The organism is Pantoea sp. X-Soil-TKNS-1279 (assembly GCF_059730565.1).
The window spans coordinates 1,768,562-1,788,353 of the sequence record NZ_AP035948.1 but is presented as its reverse complement, the minus strand read 5'-3'; the positions used below and the strand labels follow the sequence as shown (position 1 = coordinate 1,788,353).

Below are 19,792 nucleotides of genomic sequence, written 5' to 3'. Positions count from 1 at the left end.
CATGAATAAATGGTCTCACTGGCTGGCGGCTGGGGCGCTGGCACTGGGCATGCAGAGCGCACAGGCTGACGACAGCAACACGCTCTATTTCTACAACTGGACCGAATATGTGCCGCCGGGGCTGCTGGAGCAGTTCACCAAAGAAACTGGCATCAAGGTGATTTACTCCACCTACGAGTCTAACGAGAGCATGTATGCCAAGCTGAAAACCTGGAAAGATGGCGCGTATGACCTGGTGGTGCCCTCCACTTACTTTATCGCCAAAATGCGCAATGAAGGGATGTTGCAGAAAATTGATAAGTCCCAGTTAAGCAACTTTCACAACCTCGATCCGAATCTGCTCAACAAACCGTTCGATCCCAATAACGATTACTCGATCCCCTATATCTGGGGCGCAACCGCGATTGGCATCAATACCGACGCCATTGATCCGAAAAGCGTCACTGGCTGGGCCGACTTGTGGAAGCCGGAATATAAACAAAGCCTGCTACTGACCGATGATGCACGCGAAGTGTTCCAGATGGCGCTGCTTAAGTTGGGATACTCGGGCAACACCCGTGACCCGAAGGAGATCGACGCGGCTTATGAAGAGTTGAAAAAGCTGATGCCGAACGTGCTGGCCTTCAACTCCGATAACCCAGGCAACCCTTATATGGAAGGGGAAGTGAATCTCGGCATGATCTGGAATGGTTCCGCCTATGTTGCGCGTCAGGCCGGCACACCGTTGCAGGTCATCTGGCCGAAAGAAGGCGGTATTTTCTGGATGGATAACCTGGCGATCCCGGCCAATGCCAAAAACAAGGCCGGCGCGCTGAAGTTGATAAACTTCCTGCTACGCCCGGAAGTCGCCGCAAAAGTGGCGGAAACCATTGGTTATCCGACGCCAAATCTGGCGGCGAAGAAATTGTTGCCGAAAGCGGTGGCGGAAGACCCGTCGCTGTATCCCTCAGCAGACGTGATTAACCACGGCGAGTGGCAGAATGATGTCGGCGATGCCAGCGTGCAGTACGAGACATTGTTCCAGAAACTCAAAGCGGGACGTTAACAAAAATGCGCGATAAATCGCGCCGCTACACCTACGTGCAGGTTTCGTAGCGGCGCGATTTATCGCGCCAATTTTTATCTATTTATACAACCCACGCAGAAAGGTGTGCACAAACTCCGGCACCACTACGCTCGCCAGGCCGTACTGACCTTCAGCAAATTCGTTACCGATATGGCTGGGTTCCAGATTCAGTTCCACCGTATGCGCGCCCTGTATTTTCGCCTCATGGACAAAACCGGCCGCCGGATAGACATGACCAGAGGTGCCAATCGCGATAAAGAGGTTCGCGCTATCGAGTGCCTGATAAATCTCTTCCATCCCCAGCGGCATTTCACCAAACCACACCACATGCGGACGCAATGCGGAAGGGAACTGACAGCAGGTGCAGCGGTCATCCGGGGTGAGATCGTCGGTCCAGTCAATCACCTGGCCGCTGCTGACACAGCGCACTTTCAGCAATTCACCGTGCATATGCAGCACGCGTTGGCTACCGGCGCGTTCGTGCAAATCATCGATATTTTGCGTCACCAGCAGGAAGTTATCGCCCAATACCTGCTCCAGCTCCGCCAGGGCCAGATGCGCCGCATTGGGTTGGATGTCAGGTTGTTGCAGTTGACGCCGACGCGCATTGTAAAACGCCTGTACCAGCGCCGGATCGCGGTAAAATCCTTCCGGGGTGGCAACATCTTCTACCTGATGTTCTTCCCACAGGCCATCCGCCGCGCGGAAGGTGCGAATACCCGATTCCGCTGATATTCCCGCCCCGGTTAACACCACCACATGCGGTAAGGGATGCGCGGCCAGCTCGGCTTTACGATCGCGTTCAAAAATACGCTGGCGAAAGCGCTGATGCACTTTACGACGCGTTTTTTTATAGCGGGCGAGTCGTAAGCGACGACGGGGTGTGCGCATAAAGGCTCCTTAATCTGCGCAGCCGCGATACCGCCGCTGCGCCTGTTTGCGGTTACTGCCCGCTCAACACGCGGGCCGGGTCGATGCGGCTGGCGCGACGGGCCGGATACCAACTGGCGAGCAGGCTCAGAATTATAGCCGTGGCCAGAACGGAAATCACATCCAGCCAGTGCAGCTCTGACGGCAGGAAGTCGATAAAGTAGATATCTCCGGCCAGCAACTGATGGCCGGTAAGATGTTCCAGGCCACGCATAATCGGTGTCAGATTCAGTGCCACCAGCACGCCAACCACCACGCCACTGACGCTGCCCAGCAACCCAGCGAGCAGCCCGTACCAGATAAAGATGGCGCGAATCAGGCCATCCTTCGCCCCGAGCGTGCGCAGCACCGCGATATCGCTACTCTTATCCTTCACCGCCATCACCAGCGTCGAGACGATATTGAAGCAGGCGACGCCAATCACCAGCACCATCGCCAGATACATAATGGCGCGGATCATCTGAATATCACGGTACATATAACCGTAAGTCCCAATCCAGCTACGGATATAGACGTACGAATGGGTCACTTCACCGGCGTCACGCACCAGTTTCTGCGCCTTGAAGGGGTCGCTCATCTTCAGCGCGATACCGCTGACGCTGTCACCCATATCCAGATACGTTTGCGCATCAGCCAGCGGCACCAGCGCCAGGCTGTGATCCAACATGCCGCTGAGTTGCAAAATACCGCTCACCTGCAAACGGATGCGTTTCGGCTGAAGCAGCTTATTTTCGCCATCATTGTTGGGGATCATGATGGTGATCCAGTCACCCTGCTTCACGTTTAGCGACTTAGCGATACCACCGCCCAAAATGATTTGCTGTTTTCCGGCCGCAAATTGTGACCAGGCATCACCGGCAACAAAACGCGGCAGCGCACTGAGGCGCGGCTCCTGTTGCGGATCCACCCCTTTGACCTGGAGCGCCTGTAACTTCGCGCCGCTCTCAATCAAGCCGGTAAAGTTGACGTAAGGGGCGGCGGCGGCAATACCCGGCACCTGCTCGATCGGCGCAATCATCGGCTGCCAGTTGCGAAACGGCTGGTTTACCGGCTCGATTTCACCGTGCGGCACCACCGCCAGAATGCGGTTATTCAATTCCCGTTCGAAGCCGTTCATCGCACTCAGGCCGATGATCAACACCGCCACGCCCAGCGCGATACCGACGGTGGAGATAATCGAAATCAGCGACACCATGCCGCCACGCCGACGGCCACGGCTGAAGCGCAGCCCCAGCAGTAGGGATAACGAAGGCGTCATTACTGCGCTCCCAGCGTTAAATGTTCGCTCAACTGACCGTCGCGCATCTCCATCTGACGGCTGAGACGTTTCGCCAGTTGTAAATCGTGTGTCACCACCAGAAATGCGGTGCCCTGGCGGGTATTGAGTTCACCCAGCAACTCAAAGATCGCATCAGCGTTGCGGGCATCGAGGTTGCCGGTTGGCTCATCCGCCATTACCAGACGCGGGCGATTCACCAGCGCACGGGCAATCGCCACACGCTGCCGTTCACCACCGGATAACTCGGAAGGACGGTGCGCAGCGCGTTTCTCCAGCCCAACGGCCGCCAGCATCTCACGGGCGCGCGCTTCCGCTTCACCTTTGGCAGCTTTGCCAATCAGCAGCGGCATCGCCACGTTTTCCAGCGCGGTGAAATCCGGCAGCAGGTGATGGAACTGATAAATAAAGCCCAACTCGCGGTTGCGCAGCTCCGCTTTGGCCGAAGAGGACATCGCATTCAGCGATTTACCATCAAAGATCACATCGCCAGAGGTTGGCGCATCCAACCCGCCCAGCAGATGCAGCAAAGTACTCTTACCGGAACCGGAGCTGCCGACAATCGCCGTCAGTTCACCGGGTTGCAGGCTGAAAGCCACGTTGCGCAGCACATCGGTCTGCACGCTGCCTTCCTGATAGCGTTTGCACAGGTCACGACACTGCAACAAAGGGGTGTTACTCATAACGTAAAGCCTCAGCGGGTTGAACGGCGGCAGCGCGCCATGACGGATAAAAAGTAGAAAGCAGCGCCACGGCCATCGACACCAGCGCAATGGTGACCACCTGCCAGACATTGATGTCCACCGGCAACGCGGCACCATCGAGGAACAAGCCAATCACCGGCAGCAAATGGTTGAGCTGGCTGGCGAGCAACACCCCCAGCAGCGTGCCGAGCAACGCACCGATAATACCGGCGCTGGCGCCCTGCACCATAAACACCGCCACAATCTGCCGACGGGTTAAGCCCTGGGTTTGCAGAATCGCCACTTCGGCCTGCTTTTCCATAATCAGCAGGCCCAGCGAGGTAATGATGTTAAACGCGGCGACAGCAATGATCAGACTGAGCAGCAGCCCCATCATATTTTTCTCCATGCGTACCGCCTGGAACAGATCGCCTTTGCGCTCGCGCCAGTCTTTCCACACCAGGCCATCGGCCAGTTTTTGCTGGCTGAGGGTATCCACGTCGAGCGGTTTATCCAACCACAGACGCCAGCCGGTGATGTTGCCAAGCGGATAGCGCATCACGCGTGAGGCATCCTGCTGATTCACCAGGATCTGGTAGCCGTCCACTTCGCTGTTGGCGGCATAGGTACCTGCCACGGTAAAGATACGCTGGCTCGGCACACGGCCTACCGGCGTAAACTGGCTGACTGACGGCACCATCAGACGCAGCTGGTCGCCACGTTTGACGCCCAACTGCCCGGCCAGTTGCTCACCGAGAATCACGTTGTATTGTCCGGCTTGCAGCACGCTCTGCGGGGTATTGACCAGATAAGGGGTTAAAGGGTCTTTTTCGTCCGGGTTGATGCCAAGCATCACCCCGACTGAAACATTGTGGGCGCTTTGCAGCACCACATCGGCGGTGGTCAATGGCGCGACACGGCTGACGCCCTGCAAATTAAGGCCTTGCGCCGTGAGTTGCTGCGGATTGATGCTGCCTTTATCGCTGGTCACCAGCGCCTGCGGCATCAGACCGAGGATATTGCCCTCCAGCTCGCGCTCGAAGCCGTTCATCACCGACAGCACTGTCACCAGCGCCAGCACTCCCAGCGTAATGCCGATAGTGGAGAGCCAGGAGACGAAGCGACCGAAGCGGTCTGAAGCGCGGCCACGCATGTAGCGCAGGCCGATGAATAACGCGACTGGTTGATACATGAGATCCGTCTTGGCAGTAGCCTGAAAATAAGTAGTGGGATGATAAAGGAGCCGCCTGCTTTATGAAACCTCTAACCCTCTGAGTCTGCGGCAAAGTTGCGTCAAAATGCGTCGCACAGCGACCTCATGCACAAAAAAGCGACAAAATAATGACGTTAATTGTACGTTTATTAGTCAGCCGCTGCGGTAAACTACACTAAGTAGTGATGTTGAGTGTGGGGGTACAACATATGCTCAAGTTTCCCAAAGGCAGTATCGTCAAACACAAATCGGGTGAAATTAAAGGCGTGATCGTCAACGTGTTCGAGCAAGGTGATGCGCCAACCGGTTATTACGTGAAGTGGGACGACGGTAACCACAGTTATCATCTGGAACAGGAACTCTCCTGGGCCAACGTCGATCGACCGCGTATGCATTATACGCAGCAATCAATTAAGTAACGGAACCGGGAAAAAAGCACCGCGACAGGTGATCCTCAGGGCGGATTGTGGAATGATGACGCCCTGGAATAAAAGGAGAGAATGTCGAGACCCCATGTCCGAACAGAGTCGTTATACCCTGCCAGTCAAAGCCGGTGACCACCGTCAACTTGGTCAACTGGTGGGAGCCGCCCAGGCGGTTGAGTGTGCCAGCATCACCGAACATCATCAGGGTCCGGTGCTGATGATTACCCCGGATATGCAATCTGCCCTGCGACTACAGGAAGAGATTCGCCAGTTCACCGATCTGCCGGTCAGTAACCTCGCCGACTGGGAAACGCTGCCCTACGACAGCTTCTCCCCGCATCAGGACATTATCTCCTCCCGTTTGTCCACCTTGTATCAATTGCCGACCCTGACTCAGGGCATGCTGATCATGCCGGTGAACACGCTGATGCAGCGCGTTTGCCCGCACAGCTTTTTACACGGCCATGCGCTGGTGATGCGTAAAGGGCAACAGCTTTCGCGCGATGCCCTGCGCGACCAACTGGAACAAGCCGGTTATCGCCATGTCGACCAGGTGATGGAGCACGGGGAATATGCCACGCGTGGCGCGCTGCTCGACCTGTTCCCGATGGGCAGCGATCAGCCGTACCGCATTGACTTCTTTGATGATGAAATCGATAGCCTGCGCCTGTTTGATGTCGACAGCCAACGCACGCTGGAAGCGGTCGACGCCATCAATCTGCTGCCAGCCCATGAATTCCCGACCGATAAAGCCGCCATTGAACAGTTTCGCACCCGCTGGCGCGAAACCTTTGATGTGCGCCGCGAAGCGGAACACGTTTATCAGCAGGTGAGTAAAGGCACCCTGCCCGCCGGGATTGAATACTGGCAACCGCTGTTTTTCGAGCAGGCGCTGCCGACGTTATTCAGCTACCTACCTGCCAACACTTTGATTGTTAACAGCGGCGACCTGGAAAGCAGCGCGCAGCGCTTCTGGCAAGACGTCAATGCGCGTTTTGAAAACCGCCGTATCGACCCGATGCGCCCACTGCTGGAGCCGGTGGCGTTGTGGCTGCGTCCGGATGCGTTATTCAGTGAGCTGAAAGCCTGGCCACGCGTCCAGTTAAGCAGCGAAACGTTGGCTGACAAGGCCGCCAATACCAACCTCGGCTATCAACCGCTGCCGGAACTGACGGTGCAGGCTCAGGCCAAAGCGCCACTCGATCTGCTGCGTCAGTTCCTGGAACAGTTCAACGGTCCGGTGGTGTTCTCAGTCGAGAGCGAAGGCCGGCGTGAAAGCTTGCAGGAACTGCTGGCGCGCATCAAATTGCGTCCACAGCCCATCATCCGCCTGGCTGACGCCAGCGCACAACCGCACAGCCTGATGATTGGTGCCAGCGAACGCGGTTTTATCGATAACGCACGCCAGCTGGCGTTTATCTGCGAAAGCGACCTGCTGGGCGAGCGTGTCAGCCGCCGTCGCCAGGACAACCGCCGCACCATTAATCCTGATGTGCTGATCCGCAACCTCGCCGAGCTTCACCCCGGTCAGCCGGTGGTGCATCTGGAACACGGCGTGGGACGTTATATTGGCCTGACCCGACTGGAAGCCGGGGGGATTGAAGCCGAATATCTGATGCTCTCCTACGCTGGCGACGCCAAACTGTATGTGCCGGTCTCGTCGTTGCATCTGATCAGCCGTTACGCCGGGGGCGCTGACGAAAACGCGCCGCTGCACAAGCTGGGAAGCGATGCCTGGTCCCGCGCCCGTCAGAAAGCGGCAGAAAAAGTGCGCGACGTGGCAGCAGAACTGCTGGATATCTATGCCCAGCGCGCCGCCAAAGCCGGTTTTGCCTTTAAGCACGACCGCGATCAATACCAATTGTTCTGTGAAGGCTTCCCGTTTGAAACCACGCCGGATCAGGCCCAGGCGATCAACGCCGTACTGAGCGATATGTGTCAGCCGCTGGCCATGGATCGTCTGGTGTGCGGTGACGTGGGCTTCGGTAAAACCGAGGTTGCGATGCGCGCCGCCTTCCTGGCGGTGGAGAACAGCAAACAGGTGGCGGTACTGGTGCCCACCACCCTGCTGGCTCAGCAGCACTACGATAATTTCCGCGATCGTTTTGCCAACTGGCCCATCCGCATTGAGATGCTGTCACGCTTCCGCAGTGCCAAAGAGCAAAACCAGGTACTGGAGCAGGCGGCAGAGGGCAAAGTTGATATCCTGATCGGCACGCACAAGCTACTGATGAGTGACCTGAAGTGGCACGATCTCGGGCTGTTAATTGTCGATGAAGAACACCGCTTTGGTGTGCGTCACAAGGAGCGCATCAAGGCGATGCGCGCCGATGTCGATATTCTGACGCTGACCGCGACCCCGATCCCGCGTACCCTGAATATGGCGATGAGCGGCATGCGCGATCTGTCGATTATCGCTACGCCACCGGCACGCCGTCTGGCGGTGAAAACCTTTGTGCGCGAGTACGATAGCCTGGTGGTGCGTGAAGCGATTCTGCGTGAAGTGCTGCGCGGCGGCCAGGTTTACTATTTGTACAACGATGTGGAAAACATCGAAAAGGCGGCCCAACGGCTGGCGGAACTGGTGCCGGAAGCCCGCATCGCCATTGGTCACGGCCAGATGCGTGAGCGCGATCTGGAACGGGTAATGAACGATTTCCACCACCAGCGCTTCAATGTGCTGGTGTGTACCACCATCATCGAAACCGGTATCGACGTGCCAAGCGCCAATACCATCATCATCGAACGTGCCGACCATTTTGGCCTGGCGCAGCTGCATCAGTTGCGTGGTCGTGTCGGCCGTTCGCACCACCAGGCGTATGCCTGGTTGCTGACCCCACATCCGAAAGCCATGACCACCGACGCACAAAAGCGACTGGAAGCTATCGCCTCACTGGAGGATTTGGGTGCCGGTTTTGCGCTGGCGACCCACGATCTGGAGATTCGCGGGGCCGGTGAATTGCTGGGTGAAGATCAGAGCGGCCAGATGGAAACCATCGGGTTTACCTTGTATATGGAGCTGCTGGAAAGCGCGGTCGATGCGCTGAAAGCCGGACGCGAACCCTCGCTGGAAGACCTCACCAGTAACCAGACGGACATTGAGCTGCGTATGCCAGCGCTGCTGCCGGATGATTTTATCCCTGATGTGAACACCCGTCTGTCATTGTACAAACGCATCGCCAGCGCCAGCGATGACGGCGAACTGGCTGAGCTTAAGGTGGAGATGATTGACCGCTTTGGCTCCCTGCCTGATGCAGCACGTAATCTGCTGGATATTGCAGCGTTGCGTTTAGTTGCGCGTCAGCTGGGTGTGCGCCGCATCGAGGTCAGTGAAAAAGGCGGTTTCTTTGAGTTCGCGCCGCAGAATCACGTCGATCCTGGCTGGTTGATTGGTCTGCTGCAAAAAGACCCGCGCCAGTGGAAGCTGGATGGTCCGACACGCCTGAAATTCACCCGCGATTTAGCCGAGCGCAAAACGCGCATGGAGTGGGTGCAGAATTTCGTCAGTGACCTGATGAAAAATCGGGTGTAAGGCTTATTGCTGGTGCGCAGCAATGCGCACCAGCTTAAATTAAATTAAATTAATGGTTTTATCATTCCATTGAAAACACCATAAATTGATTGTCTTTATATATCATAAAATTAAACCTGACTCTTTTTAACCCTGCCCACGTAAAATATCAGTCCTGATACTGGATAAGCCCAGGGTTGCTGACTATCTTTCTCATCAGTCCATTTTATGCGCTGGTGTGTTTATGCTGTTTCGCAAGGAAGTCAGTGAACATTTGCAGTCACGTTACGCCGGACCGATTCTGCTTATCACGGGCTGGCCCGTATGGATAACGTTGTGCATCACCTTACTGTTTCTTGCCGCGCTGTTGCTTTTTCTGTGGCAGGGCAGCTACACACGCCGGGCCAATGTCAGTGGCGAAGTCATCACCTGGCCCCACACCATCAATCTGTTTGCACCTGAACAAGGAGTGATTTCCCGTTTATTAGTCTCCCCCGGCCAACAGGTCAATGCCGGTACGCCGCTGTATGCGCTGGATATCAGCCGCGTGTCCTCTTCCGGCAACCTCAGCGCCACCACCCGTGCCCTGCTGAAAAAACAGCAGCAGCAGATGGGAGAAATGCAGCATCAGTTGGAACAAAATCGACGCGCCACCCTGACCAGCATTCAGCAGCAACTTGATCAGTTACGCAGCGCCCGCGAAAAAACCCAACAGATGGTGGATTCTGCCACTGAAGGGTTGAACGTGATGCGCAGCAGTATGAACGACTATAGCCGTTTCATGCGTAAGGGGTTGATCACCACCGACCAGCAAAACAATCAACGCTATCTTTTTTATCAACAGCTTAGTGTCTGGCATAGCCTGAACTCGCAGCGGGTACAACAGGATATGCAGATTGCAGAACTGCTCAGCCAGCAGGTGACCCGTGCCGCCGATTTTGACGCCCAGCAGGCGCAGTACCACATCCGTCAGGCCGATATTGAGCGGCAGTTGGCGGAAGCTGACGCAGGCAGTGAGCGCCTGATTTCCGCCCCCTCAGCCGGACGTATCTCGTCATTAAGCGTCACTGAAGGTGAGATGGTTAGCGACGGCGATAGCCTGGCGCAACTGGTGCCGACCGGCGATAGCACCCCCAGCCTGGTGATCTGGCTACCGAACGACAGCGTCCCCTACGTCAAACCCGGTGACATGATTAATATCAGCTATGCTGCGTACCCGGCGGAGAAATATGGTCAGTTTCCGGGCAAGGTGCTGTCGATATCCTCCGCGCCGGTTTCACCGCGTGAACTCAACAACTATGGCAGCGCGCCACGGTTAGCGGATGGGCAGATCGCCGGAGCCTGGTTTAAAGCCAATGTAGCGCTGAATCACCAGGGATTGCGCTGGCAGGGAAAAACGCTGCCATTAGCCAGTGGTATGCAGCTTCAGGCCACGGTGTTTCTTGAAAAGCGCCCACTGTGGCAGTGGATGCTCTCCCCTTACTATTTCCTGAAAAACAGCATCACGGGGCCAGTCAGTGACGAACGGTGAAATGAAAGAACTCTTCTCCCGCCTGCATATCCGCCTGCGACGTCGCATACCGGTGCTGTTGCAAACTGAAGCGGCTGAATGTGGGCTGGTTAGTCTGGCGATGATCGCCAGTTGGTATCAGTTACCGGCAGATCTGAGACTGCTGCGCCAACAATCCGGCATCTCATCCCGGGGGGCGACCCTGCGTACCGTGATCGATACCGCAGCGATGGCCGGTCTGAAATCGCGCGCACTACGGCTGGAGATGGATAATCTGCGAGCACTGAAGTTGCCCTGTATCCTGCACTGGGATCTTAACCATTTTGTAGTGCTGGTGGCGGTTAAGCGTAACCGCGTCGTTATTCATGATCCGGCTACAGGTCATCGTGTGCTGGGGATGCAGGAAGTTTCGCTGCATTTTACCGGCGTGGCGCTGGAATTATGGCCCTCGGGTGAGATACCGAAAAATTCCCCTGCCCGCCCACGCATACCTCTCTGGTCACTGACGGGACGCATTGCTGGCCTGGGAACTACGCTCACCAAATTATTCTGTTACTCGGTGCTGATAGAATCCGTCAGTCTGCTGCTGCCCGTGGGGATGCAGATGGTGCTGGACCATGCCATCCCCGCCAGCGATGCCGGACTACTGACGTTGATTTGTCTCGGATTAGTGTTTTTTGTGCTGTTTCGCACCGGCGCCAGCATGCTCAGAGGCTGGACTTCGCTGGTCATGAGCACCCTGATTACGGTGCAAGGCAAAGCGCGGCTGTTTGATCATCTGCTCGCGTTGCCAACCGAATGGTTTGAAAAGCGCAAGCTTGGCGATATTCAGTCGCGCTTTATCTCGCTGGAGACGCTACAAACCACTCTGACCAGTAATGTGGTCAGCGGCATTATCGACAGCATTATGACCGTAGGTCTGATTATCATGATGCTGTTGTATGGCGGCAGTTTATTATGGGTAGTGCTGGCGTTTACCCTGCTGTGGATCCTGTTTCGTCTGGGTACCTACCAGGCATGGCGACAAAGCTCAGAAGAACAAATTGTCAAAAATGCCCGTTCCGGTTCCCATTTTATGGAAACCTTGTATGGCATCCACACCATCAAAGCGCTGGGATTAGCGGCACTACGGGCGCAGCATTGGTTAAACCTGAATGTCGAAAGCGCCAATACCACCATCCGCAAGACCCGTTTTGAGATGCTGTTTTCAGGCGGCAATACCCTGATTGCCACGCTGCAACAAATTACCCTGTTGTGGCTGGGGGCGAATGCGGTGATTGCCGGGCATATGACGCTGGGGATGTTTGTCGCCTTCAGCACCTATCGTGGACTCTTTGCCGATCGCACTGCGGCCCTGCTGGATAATGTGCTCCAGCTCCGCATGCTGTCTGTGCATAAGGAACGCGTGGCCGATATCATCCTTGCGACACCTGAAACGACACCTGGCGCACCTGTCCATCCGCTTCTGCACCACGAGGAGCCAGCGGCATTATCCGTCAGAAAATTGACCTTCCGGCACGACCCGTTCAGCCCCTTGCTGTTCAATGAGCTGGATTTGGATATTCATGCCAGAGAATGTGTGGCGATCACCGGCCCCTCCGGTAGAGGAAAAACCACCCTGCTGAAGATTATGGCCGGATTGCTGAAGCCGACTGGCGGAGAAGTGTATGTCAATGGCATCGACATACGTGCCAGCGGGATCGCCAACTGGCAGGCCTGTATCGCCTGCGTACTTCAGGAGGACACGCTACTGGCCGGTTCCGTGGCGGAGAACATTTGCTCCTTTGATACCCAGCCAGATGATGCGTGGATACAGGAATGCGCCAGACTCAGCCAAATTCACGATGATATTCTGGCAATGCCGATGGGGTATCAAACGTTGATCAGTGAGTTAGGGGGAAGTCTCTCTGGCGGGCAAAAGCAGCGGCTGCTGATCGCCCGCGCACTGTATCGTCGCCCCCAGGTGTTATTTCTGGATGAGGCAACCAGCCACCTTGATGTCGATAACGAGAGCCGAATCAATGCAGCCATCCGCGGGCTGAACATCACCCGAATCCTGATCGCCCACCGCCCTTCAACTATCGCCTCGGCAGACCGGGTGATCGATATGGCGGAGTGGTCATAACCTATTTAGGACAGAACTGAGTTTATTACGGAATTATTCTTTTCCGTATTGATGGTTATATAAAATAATCCGGAAAAATACCGGAGACTTATTTTCGCCAGTAAAAATAACTTTCTTTTTTAGGGCCAATTATTTTTCAAAAATATTCTTTTCATTCATCCAATGCCGTCTATCCTGAATAAGGGCTTTAAAAAAACAAGGCCCGATTCAAATATCGTTATCATCCAGTCAACCATTTTTGATAATCTGGAGTCCAACTATGAATGAATCAATGCGTGAACTCTCTGAGCAGGAAATTTCACAGGTTAGCGGCGGCGCGGTATCACTTCCTGGTGTCGCGGATGTGAGCGGAGTCGTGGGTAACCTCACTTCAACTGTCACGGGCTTACTCGGTTCGGTGCTATCGACCGTCGGTGGCGTGGTGAGTGGCCTTGGCTCAGCATTGAGTGGGTTAACCAATAACTCAGGTATTTGATGGTTGTAGTTTTCATATATCTGTAGCGCCTCAGGGATGAGGCGATAATTAGCCATGAAAAATGACTTTAATTTGTAGCACCGCGATTTATCGCGCTATTTTTTTATAAAAATCCGCGCGATATATGCCAGAAATGATTAGGGGGCGATCCCTGAAGATCGCCCCCTGCTGTGATGTGTCTTTGCCCAATCAGGCCTGATTTGAATTCAGGATCAACTGACCATTACGGTCAAGCGGAATGCGGGTGCCAGGGTCTTTTTCCATACGGATTTTGCCCTGCTGGTCGCCTATTTTATAGGTCACGTCATAACCCAGCATTTTTTCCTGTTTGTCATACACCGTTTTGCAACGTTGTTCTGAAGTGGTGTAGGTATCACGTTCCTGCATACCGGCCTGCACCTGATTACCGGCGTAGCCACCCGCCAGTGCACCTGCGACTGTCGCCACATCCCTGCCGCGTCCGCCACCGAACTGGTGACCCAGCACACCGCCAGCCACCGCACCCAATACGGAACCGGTCAAACGATTCTCATCTTGCACCGGACGGCGATGGGTTGATGTCACATTGCGACACTCCTGTCGCGGTTGCTTGATACTCTCTTTAATCGGTGTTGCGGAGAGAACCTGAGCGTATTGCGGGCCACGGTCAAAGACATCCATGCTGGCAACTGCAGCAACCCCTAATGCGGCCGCTACGCCAATACCGATACCCGCTAACATTGATTTGTTCACAGGAATGTCCTCCTGAAGTTGTTACCGCGCAATCCTGAAACTCACAGCATCCTGTGTAGCCGGGACATAACCGGCGTGCGCGACGCGCCGTGTCTGTGAGATAAGTTTTACAGATGGCCCGATTTTGCAACATCAGATTAATGGAGGAAACGCAGCGCCGGGCCGTCAGGGCCAGCTTTTCGGAGAGTTCTTAGTTCAGAAAAACGCCAGACGGCGCTGCGGGCCGGTCTGAACGTTTTCAATCAGTTAGCAGATTCGGGCGGCTGAAACCGCCCGGAATGGCTTAGTGCAGCTTGAGGCGAGGACGCAGCACGCGGTTCAGGCTACCAACCAACATCATCAGGCCCGTTTTGAAGTAACCGTGCAGGGCGATCTGGTGCATACGATACAGAGAAATGTAGACGAAACGGGCGATACGCCCTTCGACCATCATCGAGCCACGCATCAGGTTGCCCATCAGGCTGCCGACAGTACTGAAGCGCGACAGCGACACCAGCGAGCCGTGATCTTTATAGACATAGGCTTTCAGCGGCTTGCCCTTCATCTGCGCCAGGATGTTCTCCAGCGCGCGCGAGGCCATCTGATGAGCCGACTGCGCACGCGGCGGCACGAAACCACCAGACGGCAGCGCACAGGAGGCGCAGTCGCCGATGGCATAGATGTCATCATCCAGAGTGGTCTGCAACGTGTCCTTCACCACCAGTTGGTTGATGCGGTTGGTTTCCAGCCCGCCGATCTCTTTCATGAAATCAGGTGCCTTGATACCGGCCGCCCACACCATCAGGTCGGCTTCGATAAACTCGCCACCTTTGGTATTCAGGCCGTTGGCTGCGGCGCTGGTGACCATGGTTTGCGTCAGCACGCGCACGCCGAGTTTAGTCAACTCCTGATGCGCCGCAGCAGAAATACGTGGCGGCAGCGCAGGCAAAATACGCTCACCGGCTTCCACCAGCGTGACATTCAGTGCGGAGCTATCCAGACCTTTGTAGCCGTAGCTGTGCAACTGTTTCACCGCATTATGCAGTTCCGCTGACAGCTCAACGCCGGTCGCACCGGCGCCGACAATGGCGATGTTCACTTTATCCAGGCGGCCTTCGCTGGCCGAGAATTTCAGGAACAGGTTGAGCATTTCGTTATGGAAACGACGCGCCTGATGCGGGTTGTCGAGGAAAATGCAGTGATCTTTCACACCCGGAGTGCCGAAATCATTCGAGGTACTGCCCAGCGCCATCACCAGCGTGTCATAGGCCAACTCACGCTGCGGCACCAACACTTCACCTTCCGCATCGAGAATCTCTGCCAGCTCGATGGTTTTGTTTTCACGGTTGATCTGCGTCAGGGACCCCAACTGGAACTGAAAACCGTGATTACGTGCGTGGGCCAGATAGCTCAGCGCATCAATACCTTCATCCAGTGAACCGGTAGCGACTTCATGCAGCAGCGGTTTCCACAGATGGCTGTGGTTACGATCAACCAGAATCACCTCAGCTTTCTTTTTCCGGCCCAGCTTGTGTCCGAGCTGGGTGGCCAGCTCTAAGCCGCCGGCACCACCGCCGACAATGACAATTTTTTTCATAGATGTAGTCAACAAAGACCCCCTCAAAGTTGTAAACCAAAAGTTAATTAATGGTTAATAAAAACCTTAATAAACATAGGGTTGGCGAAATTAAATCGCGAGCTGAGGGCAGAATATCATGGCGGGATCGGGATATCACAACAAAATTGATGTACATCAATCTTTCAGCGGCATTATCAGAATGTTACACAAACATTGCGCCGCATCACACGGCGCAGGCAGGATTAAACCAGGGTTTTGAAGGCTTTGATGCGTTGAAGATGCGGCGCGATGTTCCTGAATTTATGGCTGGCTTCTTCGTCCCAGACAATTTCATAGAAGTGATGCAGCTGTGCGGCACTGCGTTGATTATCCAGCGCTTCATCATGGCGTGATAAAATGGCGAGGCAGTGATCGCGGTTCTTCTCGCGAAAATTGTTGACGCATTTGGTGGCGATATCGGCGTACTCTTCCGGGCGATCGATCTTGCCCTCCATATTCTCTTCCGGGAACAGGTTAGGATTAAAGATCACCTGGCGAATGCCACACAGAAAGCCGATACGTTCGGCCCAATACCCTCCCAAGCCGACACCACAAATCAGCGGCCGATCATCGGCAGCCTGATGCAGCAGCTTGTCACACTCTTTCAGCAAAAACTGCATATCGTGTTTTGGGTGGCGGGTGCTGTAACTGATCAGCCTGACGTCCGGGTCAATAAACTGCAATTGCAGCACCTTTTCATGGTTGCCCGGACTGTTGGAATCGAAACCGTGCAAATAGATGATCATGATTATCCTCAGCGTGGTGAACGTTCCGGGCAGCGGCCGTTATCTGCCCGACGCTTTGTGTGCCAGCCAGCGGTGTTGCAGCTCACTGAGCTGGCGCTGATTCTGCTGCCAGCGCGTGCTCGCCTGTAGCATATCGCGCGTGAATCGTCCCTGATGGTATAACTGCGCCACCCGCGTCGCCCCGATCGGGATCAAATTATCCAGCACGCTGATCGCCCCCTGACGATGGTTACATACCAGAATCATGTCACATCCGGCGTTCAGCGACTGTTGCGCGCGTTCAGCGTAGCTACCCATGACGGCGGCGCCTTCCATCGACAAATCATCGGAGAAAATCACCCCGTCGAAGCCCAGTTCCTCACGCAACACGGTTTTCAACCAGTAAGGCGAACCGCTGGCAGGTAACGGGTCCACCTCAGTATAGATAACGTGGGCGGGCATCACCGCATCTAACGCACGCTCGTCAATCAGTTGCTGGAAGATCGCCATATCATGCTGACGCAGGGTGGCGGCATCACGCGGATCGCGTGGCGTCTCTTTATGCGAATCGGCGCTCACCGCACCGTGTCCGGGAAAATGCTTGCCGGTGGTTTTCATACCCGCTTCATGCATGCCCGCGATAAAGCGACGCGCCACTTGTAAAGCAATGTGCGGATCGGCATGGAACGAACGATCGCCAATCGCCGCGCTGATATGACCAATATCCAGCACCGGAGCAAAGCTGATGTCGATATCCAGAGCAATCATCTCCGCCGCCATTTGCCAGCCTGCCTGCTGCGCCACGTCTCCTGCGGTCGGCAGATCATGCAACGCCGCGAACGACTGCATCGCCGGTAACGTGGTGAATCCCTCACGGAAACGTTGTACCCGTCCACCTTCCTGATCCACCGCGACCACCAGGCGGCTATGCGATGCCGCACGAATCTGCCGCACCAGTTCAGCCAGCTGCGCCGGGTCATGATAGTTGCGGGCAAACAGAATCAGGCCACCTACCAACGGATGTTGCAAAATTTCCCGCTCCTCGGCGTCAAGCTCATAGCTTTCGACGTCGAGCATCAGTGGTCCGGGGGTATTCATCGTCATCATATCAATCCTGTAAAATCAAAGGTCTTGCCAGCTGGCACGCGCCAGTTGCTCCAGCGTGTCATCCTGGCTCTGCTCGGCGCGGAGTTGGTACCAACTGGCCATCAACACCTGTAGCCACGGCTGCCATTGCTGAATTTGCCGCTGCAATACGGCGGGAATCAGCTGCGTCGCCTCGGCATAAGTCGCGATCCATTCCTGTTGCTGTGCTGGATTGACCGCGCAAATTGCCGCGAGTTCCAGCGCGACGTCCCCGTCGGCCGCATACTCCCAGTCAATCAGACGCAGTCCCGCATCGGTCATGATCAGGTTCCCGGCGTGAACATCCATATGGATGGGAGCCAGACGTAATGGACGCGGCTCACCCACTTTCGCCAACCGCTGCAATCGCCGCTGCCAGCGCCAGTGTTTCTGCTGACAAAGCTGCCAGTAACGCTGCAACAACGGCGTAAGGGAGAGCCGATAGCCGGTCAGCGGCTGTTGATGCAGACGCTGCAGTAACGCCACCACCGACTCACGCTGTTGGCTGAACTCGGCGTCTGACAACACCTCTCCCGTTATCCACGGCAACAGCAGCCAGGGCTCGCGCCAGCCCAGGGGGCGAGGTGCCAGTTGGGAGGCCTGGAGTTTGTTCAGCAGACGATATTCACGCTGACGGTCGACAAAGGGAATCGGTGAGCCAGGTGCGCGCCGCGCCAGCAATGAACCCTGCCCACTATCGATGCGTACACTCTGTCCACTCAGACCTGGTAACGTGAAAAAATGACCGCCAGCTTGCGCCGTCGGCCATTGTTGTTCAATCAGATAATTCAGCTGAATATCAGGGCTGTGCAACACCGTTTCCTGACCAGATAATTTCGCCGGTCTGCACCAACATCAGCTGCATTTGTAACGTCGGGGATTTCACATCACCCGCGGCGTTGCTGTACAACACATATTGCGCGTTCACGTTACGTGCCAGGCCAATCGCCTTGCTGCGCGAGTTGAGGCTGTCGTCCGCCGATAAACCCAGCGCCTGTTTCGCTTGAGCCAGTTGCTCCGGCGTTACCAGGGTAAACTTGCCGTTGTTCGCCAGCGCATTCTGGATAGCGTCGGTGGCTTTGTCGCTCTGCAACGCGCCATTGGTGCTGTTCTTGATGCGATCCACCATCAGCACGCTGCCCGGATTGACCCCGGCTGATTGCACCATGTTGGCCACCAGCGGTTGTACGCTGGCGCTCCAGTTGATGGTTTTCAACTTAGGCGGCTGTGGCACCGTTTCCGGTGGCTGTTGCGGCTGGGTTGGCGGCGGAACAGGTTGAGTCGGTGTCGTCGGTTGGGTCGGTTCTACCGGAGCCGGTGTTTGCTGTTTAATCACACAGCCGGTCAGCATCAGCGCAAATAACAGCGCGCCGGAACGTTGTAAACTGCGAATCACGGATTACTCCTCAGAGATAAAGATAGAGACGCACCTTGCTGGCGGTCAGATTGCCGATTTGCGATGCGGCTTCCACGCTGCCATGCGCAGGAACCGTTAGCGTTTGCGCCGGTTCGCGCGGCGTGATTTCCAGCCCCTTATCGTCGTACCAATAATAACGATAGTGTACAGTGACCGGCGTTTCGCGTTGATTGTAAAGCACGCTGGCAGCGCGCAGTTGCCCATCATTACCCGCCAGCTTCGGCTCATCGGTGATGATACCGGCCGAGAGCACTGACGATTCCATCACCAGCGATTGCGAAGTATTGATCATCGGCTTATCACTGCTGCAACCCGCCAGGGTCAGCAATAACAGGCCGCTCAGCCATTGACGCATAGCAAGTCCTGCCTGAGGTTTAGTCAACCAACATCGGTCCAAGCGGTTTGCCGCCGACCAGATGCATATGAATGTGGTAAACCTCCTGGCCGCCATGACGGTTGCAGTTCATGATCAGACGATAGCCATCTTCGGCGATCCCTTCATCACGGGCGATTTTCGCTGCGACGGTAATCATGCGCCCCAATGCCTGCTCGTGTGCGGCCTGCACATCATTCGCGGTGGGAATCAGCACGTTAGGGATGATCAGAATATGCGTAGGTGCTTTGGGTGCGATATCACGGAAGGCGGTAACCAGTTCGTCCTGATAAACCACGTCAGCGGGGATTTCGCGACGGATGATTTTACTGAAAATGGTTTCTTCAGCCATGGTGCATTTCCTTAAACCTGGAGTTTAGTCAGGCAGTATGCGGGAGGAATTCTGTTTCTTTCAACCTCGGGACCACTTTTCTTACATTAAATGGCTGCGTTTACATCACTTTTCCGCGCAATAAATCGCGTCGCGACACAATTCTGACATTTTTCCCACCACGAAAATGAAACGCTGTTTTATAAATTAGATTTATCACCATCGTTTCTTTGCGATTTTGCCACTTGCACAGGGAAGCTTGCCAAATCGCGAAGGTT

At 55.4% G+C, this 19,792-nt stretch carries 18 protein-coding genes; 6 read left to right on the top strand and 12 right to left on the bottom strand.

The window, feature by feature from the left end; translation table 11 throughout:
* Position 1 precedes the first annotated feature (1 nt).
* The gene (gene potD, locus AC6I8N_RS08455; protein WP_415175147.1) at positions 2-1,045 is read left to right on the top strand and encodes a spermidine/putrescine ABC transporter substrate-binding protein PotD; all 1,044 of its coding nucleotides are present in this window, start codon (positions 2-4) and stop codon (positions 1,043-1,045) included.
* Positions 1,046-1,123: 78 nt separating this feature from the next.
* Here the strand turns inward: potD and cobB are convergent, their stop codons facing one another.
* From cobB to lolC, 4 genes are read right to left on the bottom strand one after another with little or no spacing between them, the layout of a single operon-like run.
* Positions 1,124-1,957, bottom strand: coding sequence for a Sir2 family NAD+-dependent deacetylase (cobB, locus tag AC6I8N_RS08450; protein ID WP_497830490.1), 834 nt, complete (start codon positions 1,955-1,957; stop codon positions 1,124-1,126).
* Positions 1,958-2,009: 52 nt separating this feature from the next.
* Entirely contained in the window at positions 2,010-3,254 is a 1,245-nt protein-coding gene (gene lolE / locus AC6I8N_RS08445; RefSeq protein ID WP_415175146.1) for a lipoprotein-releasing ABC transporter permease subunit LolE, read from the bottom strand.
* Positions 3,254-3,955 carry a lipoprotein-releasing ABC transporter ATP-binding protein LolD gene (lolD, locus tag AC6I8N_RS08440; protein WP_021185628.1) on the bottom strand — a complete coding sequence of 234 codons (702 nt, stop codon included), beginning with the start codon at positions 3,953-3,955 and terminating at the stop codon, positions 3,254-3,256. The genes lolE and lolD overlap by 1 nt, the downstream gene beginning before the upstream one ends.
* Positions 3,948-5,147 carry a lipoprotein-releasing ABC transporter permease subunit LolC gene (gene lolC / locus AC6I8N_RS08435; protein ID WP_497830489.1) on the bottom strand — a complete coding sequence of 400 codons (1,200 nt, stop codon included), beginning with the start codon at positions 5,145-5,147 and terminating at the stop codon, positions 3,948-3,950. The genes lolD and lolC overlap by 8 nt, the downstream gene beginning before the upstream one ends.
* 230 nt (positions 5,148-5,377) lie before the next feature.
* On the opposite strand from lolC, the gene AC6I8N_RS08430 reads away from it, so the two are divergent.
* The 5 genes from AC6I8N_RS08430 to AC6I8N_RS08410 all read left to right on the top strand — a co-directional run bounded on the left by AC6I8N_RS08430 (position 5,378) and on the right by AC6I8N_RS08410 (position 13,214).
* Positions 5,378-5,587, top strand: coding sequence for a hypothetical protein (locus AC6I8N_RS08430; protein ID WP_021185626.1), 210 nt, complete (start codon positions 5,378-5,380; stop codon positions 5,585-5,587).
* Between the two features lie 94 nt (positions 5,588-5,681).
* Entirely contained in the window at positions 5,682-9,125 is a 3,444-nt protein-coding gene (mfd, locus tag AC6I8N_RS08425) for a transcription-repair coupling factor (protein ID WP_497830488.1), read from the top strand.
* A 223-nt stretch (positions 9,126-9,348) separates the two neighbouring features.
* A complete protein-coding gene (locus AC6I8N_RS08420; protein WP_208725256.1) occupies positions 9,349-10,635 on the top strand; it encodes an HlyD family secretion protein in 1,287 nt (428 codons plus the stop codon).
* The gene (locus AC6I8N_RS08415) at positions 10,622-12,739 is read left to right on the top strand and encodes a peptidase domain-containing ABC transporter (protein ID WP_497830487.1); all 2,118 of its coding nucleotides are present in this window, start codon (positions 10,622-10,624) and stop codon (positions 12,737-12,739) included. The genes AC6I8N_RS08420 and AC6I8N_RS08415 overlap by 14 nt, the downstream gene beginning before the upstream one ends.
* A 259-nt stretch (positions 12,740-12,998) precedes the next feature.
* On the top strand, positions 12,999-13,214 hold the full coding sequence (locus AC6I8N_RS08410) for a hypothetical protein (RefSeq protein WP_021185622.1): 216 nt from the start codon (positions 12,999-13,001) through the stop codon (positions 13,212-13,214).
* A 189-nt stretch (positions 13,215-13,403) separates the two neighbouring features.
* Here the strand turns inward: AC6I8N_RS08410 and AC6I8N_RS08405 are convergent, their stop codons facing one another.
* The 8 genes from AC6I8N_RS08405 to hinT all read right to left on the bottom strand — a co-directional run bounded on the left by AC6I8N_RS08405 (position 13,404) and on the right by hinT (position 19,535).
* Positions 13,404-13,946 carry a glycine zipper 2TM domain-containing protein gene (locus tag AC6I8N_RS08405; RefSeq protein WP_021185621.1) on the bottom strand — a complete coding sequence of 181 codons (543 nt, stop codon included), beginning with the start codon at positions 13,944-13,946 and terminating at the stop codon, positions 13,404-13,406.
* A 283-nt stretch (positions 13,947-14,229) separates the two neighbouring features.
* Positions 14,230-15,534: an NAD(P)/FAD-dependent oxidoreductase gene (locus tag AC6I8N_RS08400; protein ID WP_152521908.1), complete on the bottom strand. Its 1,305-nt coding sequence runs from the start codon at positions 15,532-15,534 to the stop codon at positions 14,230-14,232.
* Between the two features lie 212 nt (positions 15,535-15,746).
* Positions 15,747-16,289 (bottom strand): alpha/beta hydrolase YcfP, encoded by a 543-nt coding sequence (gene ycfP, locus AC6I8N_RS08395; protein ID WP_021185619.1) that lies wholly within the window; start codon positions 16,287-16,289, stop codon positions 15,747-15,749.
* A 39-nt stretch (positions 16,290-16,328) separates the two neighbouring features.
* Entirely contained in the window at positions 16,329-17,372 is a 1,044-nt protein-coding gene (gene nagZ / locus AC6I8N_RS08390) for a beta-N-acetylhexosaminidase (protein ID WP_497830672.1), read from the bottom strand.
* Positions 17,373-17,390: 18 nt separating this feature from the next.
* Positions 17,391-18,206 carry a thiamine kinase gene (thiK, locus tag AC6I8N_RS08385; protein ID WP_497830671.1) on the bottom strand — a complete coding sequence of 272 codons (816 nt, stop codon included), beginning with the start codon at positions 18,204-18,206 and terminating at the stop codon, positions 17,391-17,393.
* Complete coding sequence (gene lpoB / locus AC6I8N_RS08380; protein WP_021185616.1) at positions 18,193-18,789, bottom strand: penicillin-binding protein activator LpoB; 597 nt, start codon at positions 18,787-18,789, stop codon at positions 18,193-18,195. The genes thiK and lpoB overlap by 14 nt, the downstream gene beginning before the upstream one ends.
* 10 nt (positions 18,790-18,799) lie before the next feature.
* Positions 18,800-19,165 carry a YcfL family putative periplasmic lipoprotein gene (locus AC6I8N_RS08375; RefSeq protein ID WP_021185615.1) on the bottom strand — a complete coding sequence of 122 codons (366 nt, stop codon included), beginning with the start codon at positions 19,163-19,165 and terminating at the stop codon, positions 18,800-18,802.
* Between the two features lie 19 nt (positions 19,166-19,184).
* On the bottom strand, positions 19,185-19,535 hold the full coding sequence (gene hinT / locus AC6I8N_RS08370; RefSeq protein ID WP_013508671.1) for a purine nucleoside phosphoramidase: 351 nt from the start codon (positions 19,533-19,535) through the stop codon (positions 19,185-19,187).
* Positions 19,536-19,792: the final 257 nt, after the last annotated feature.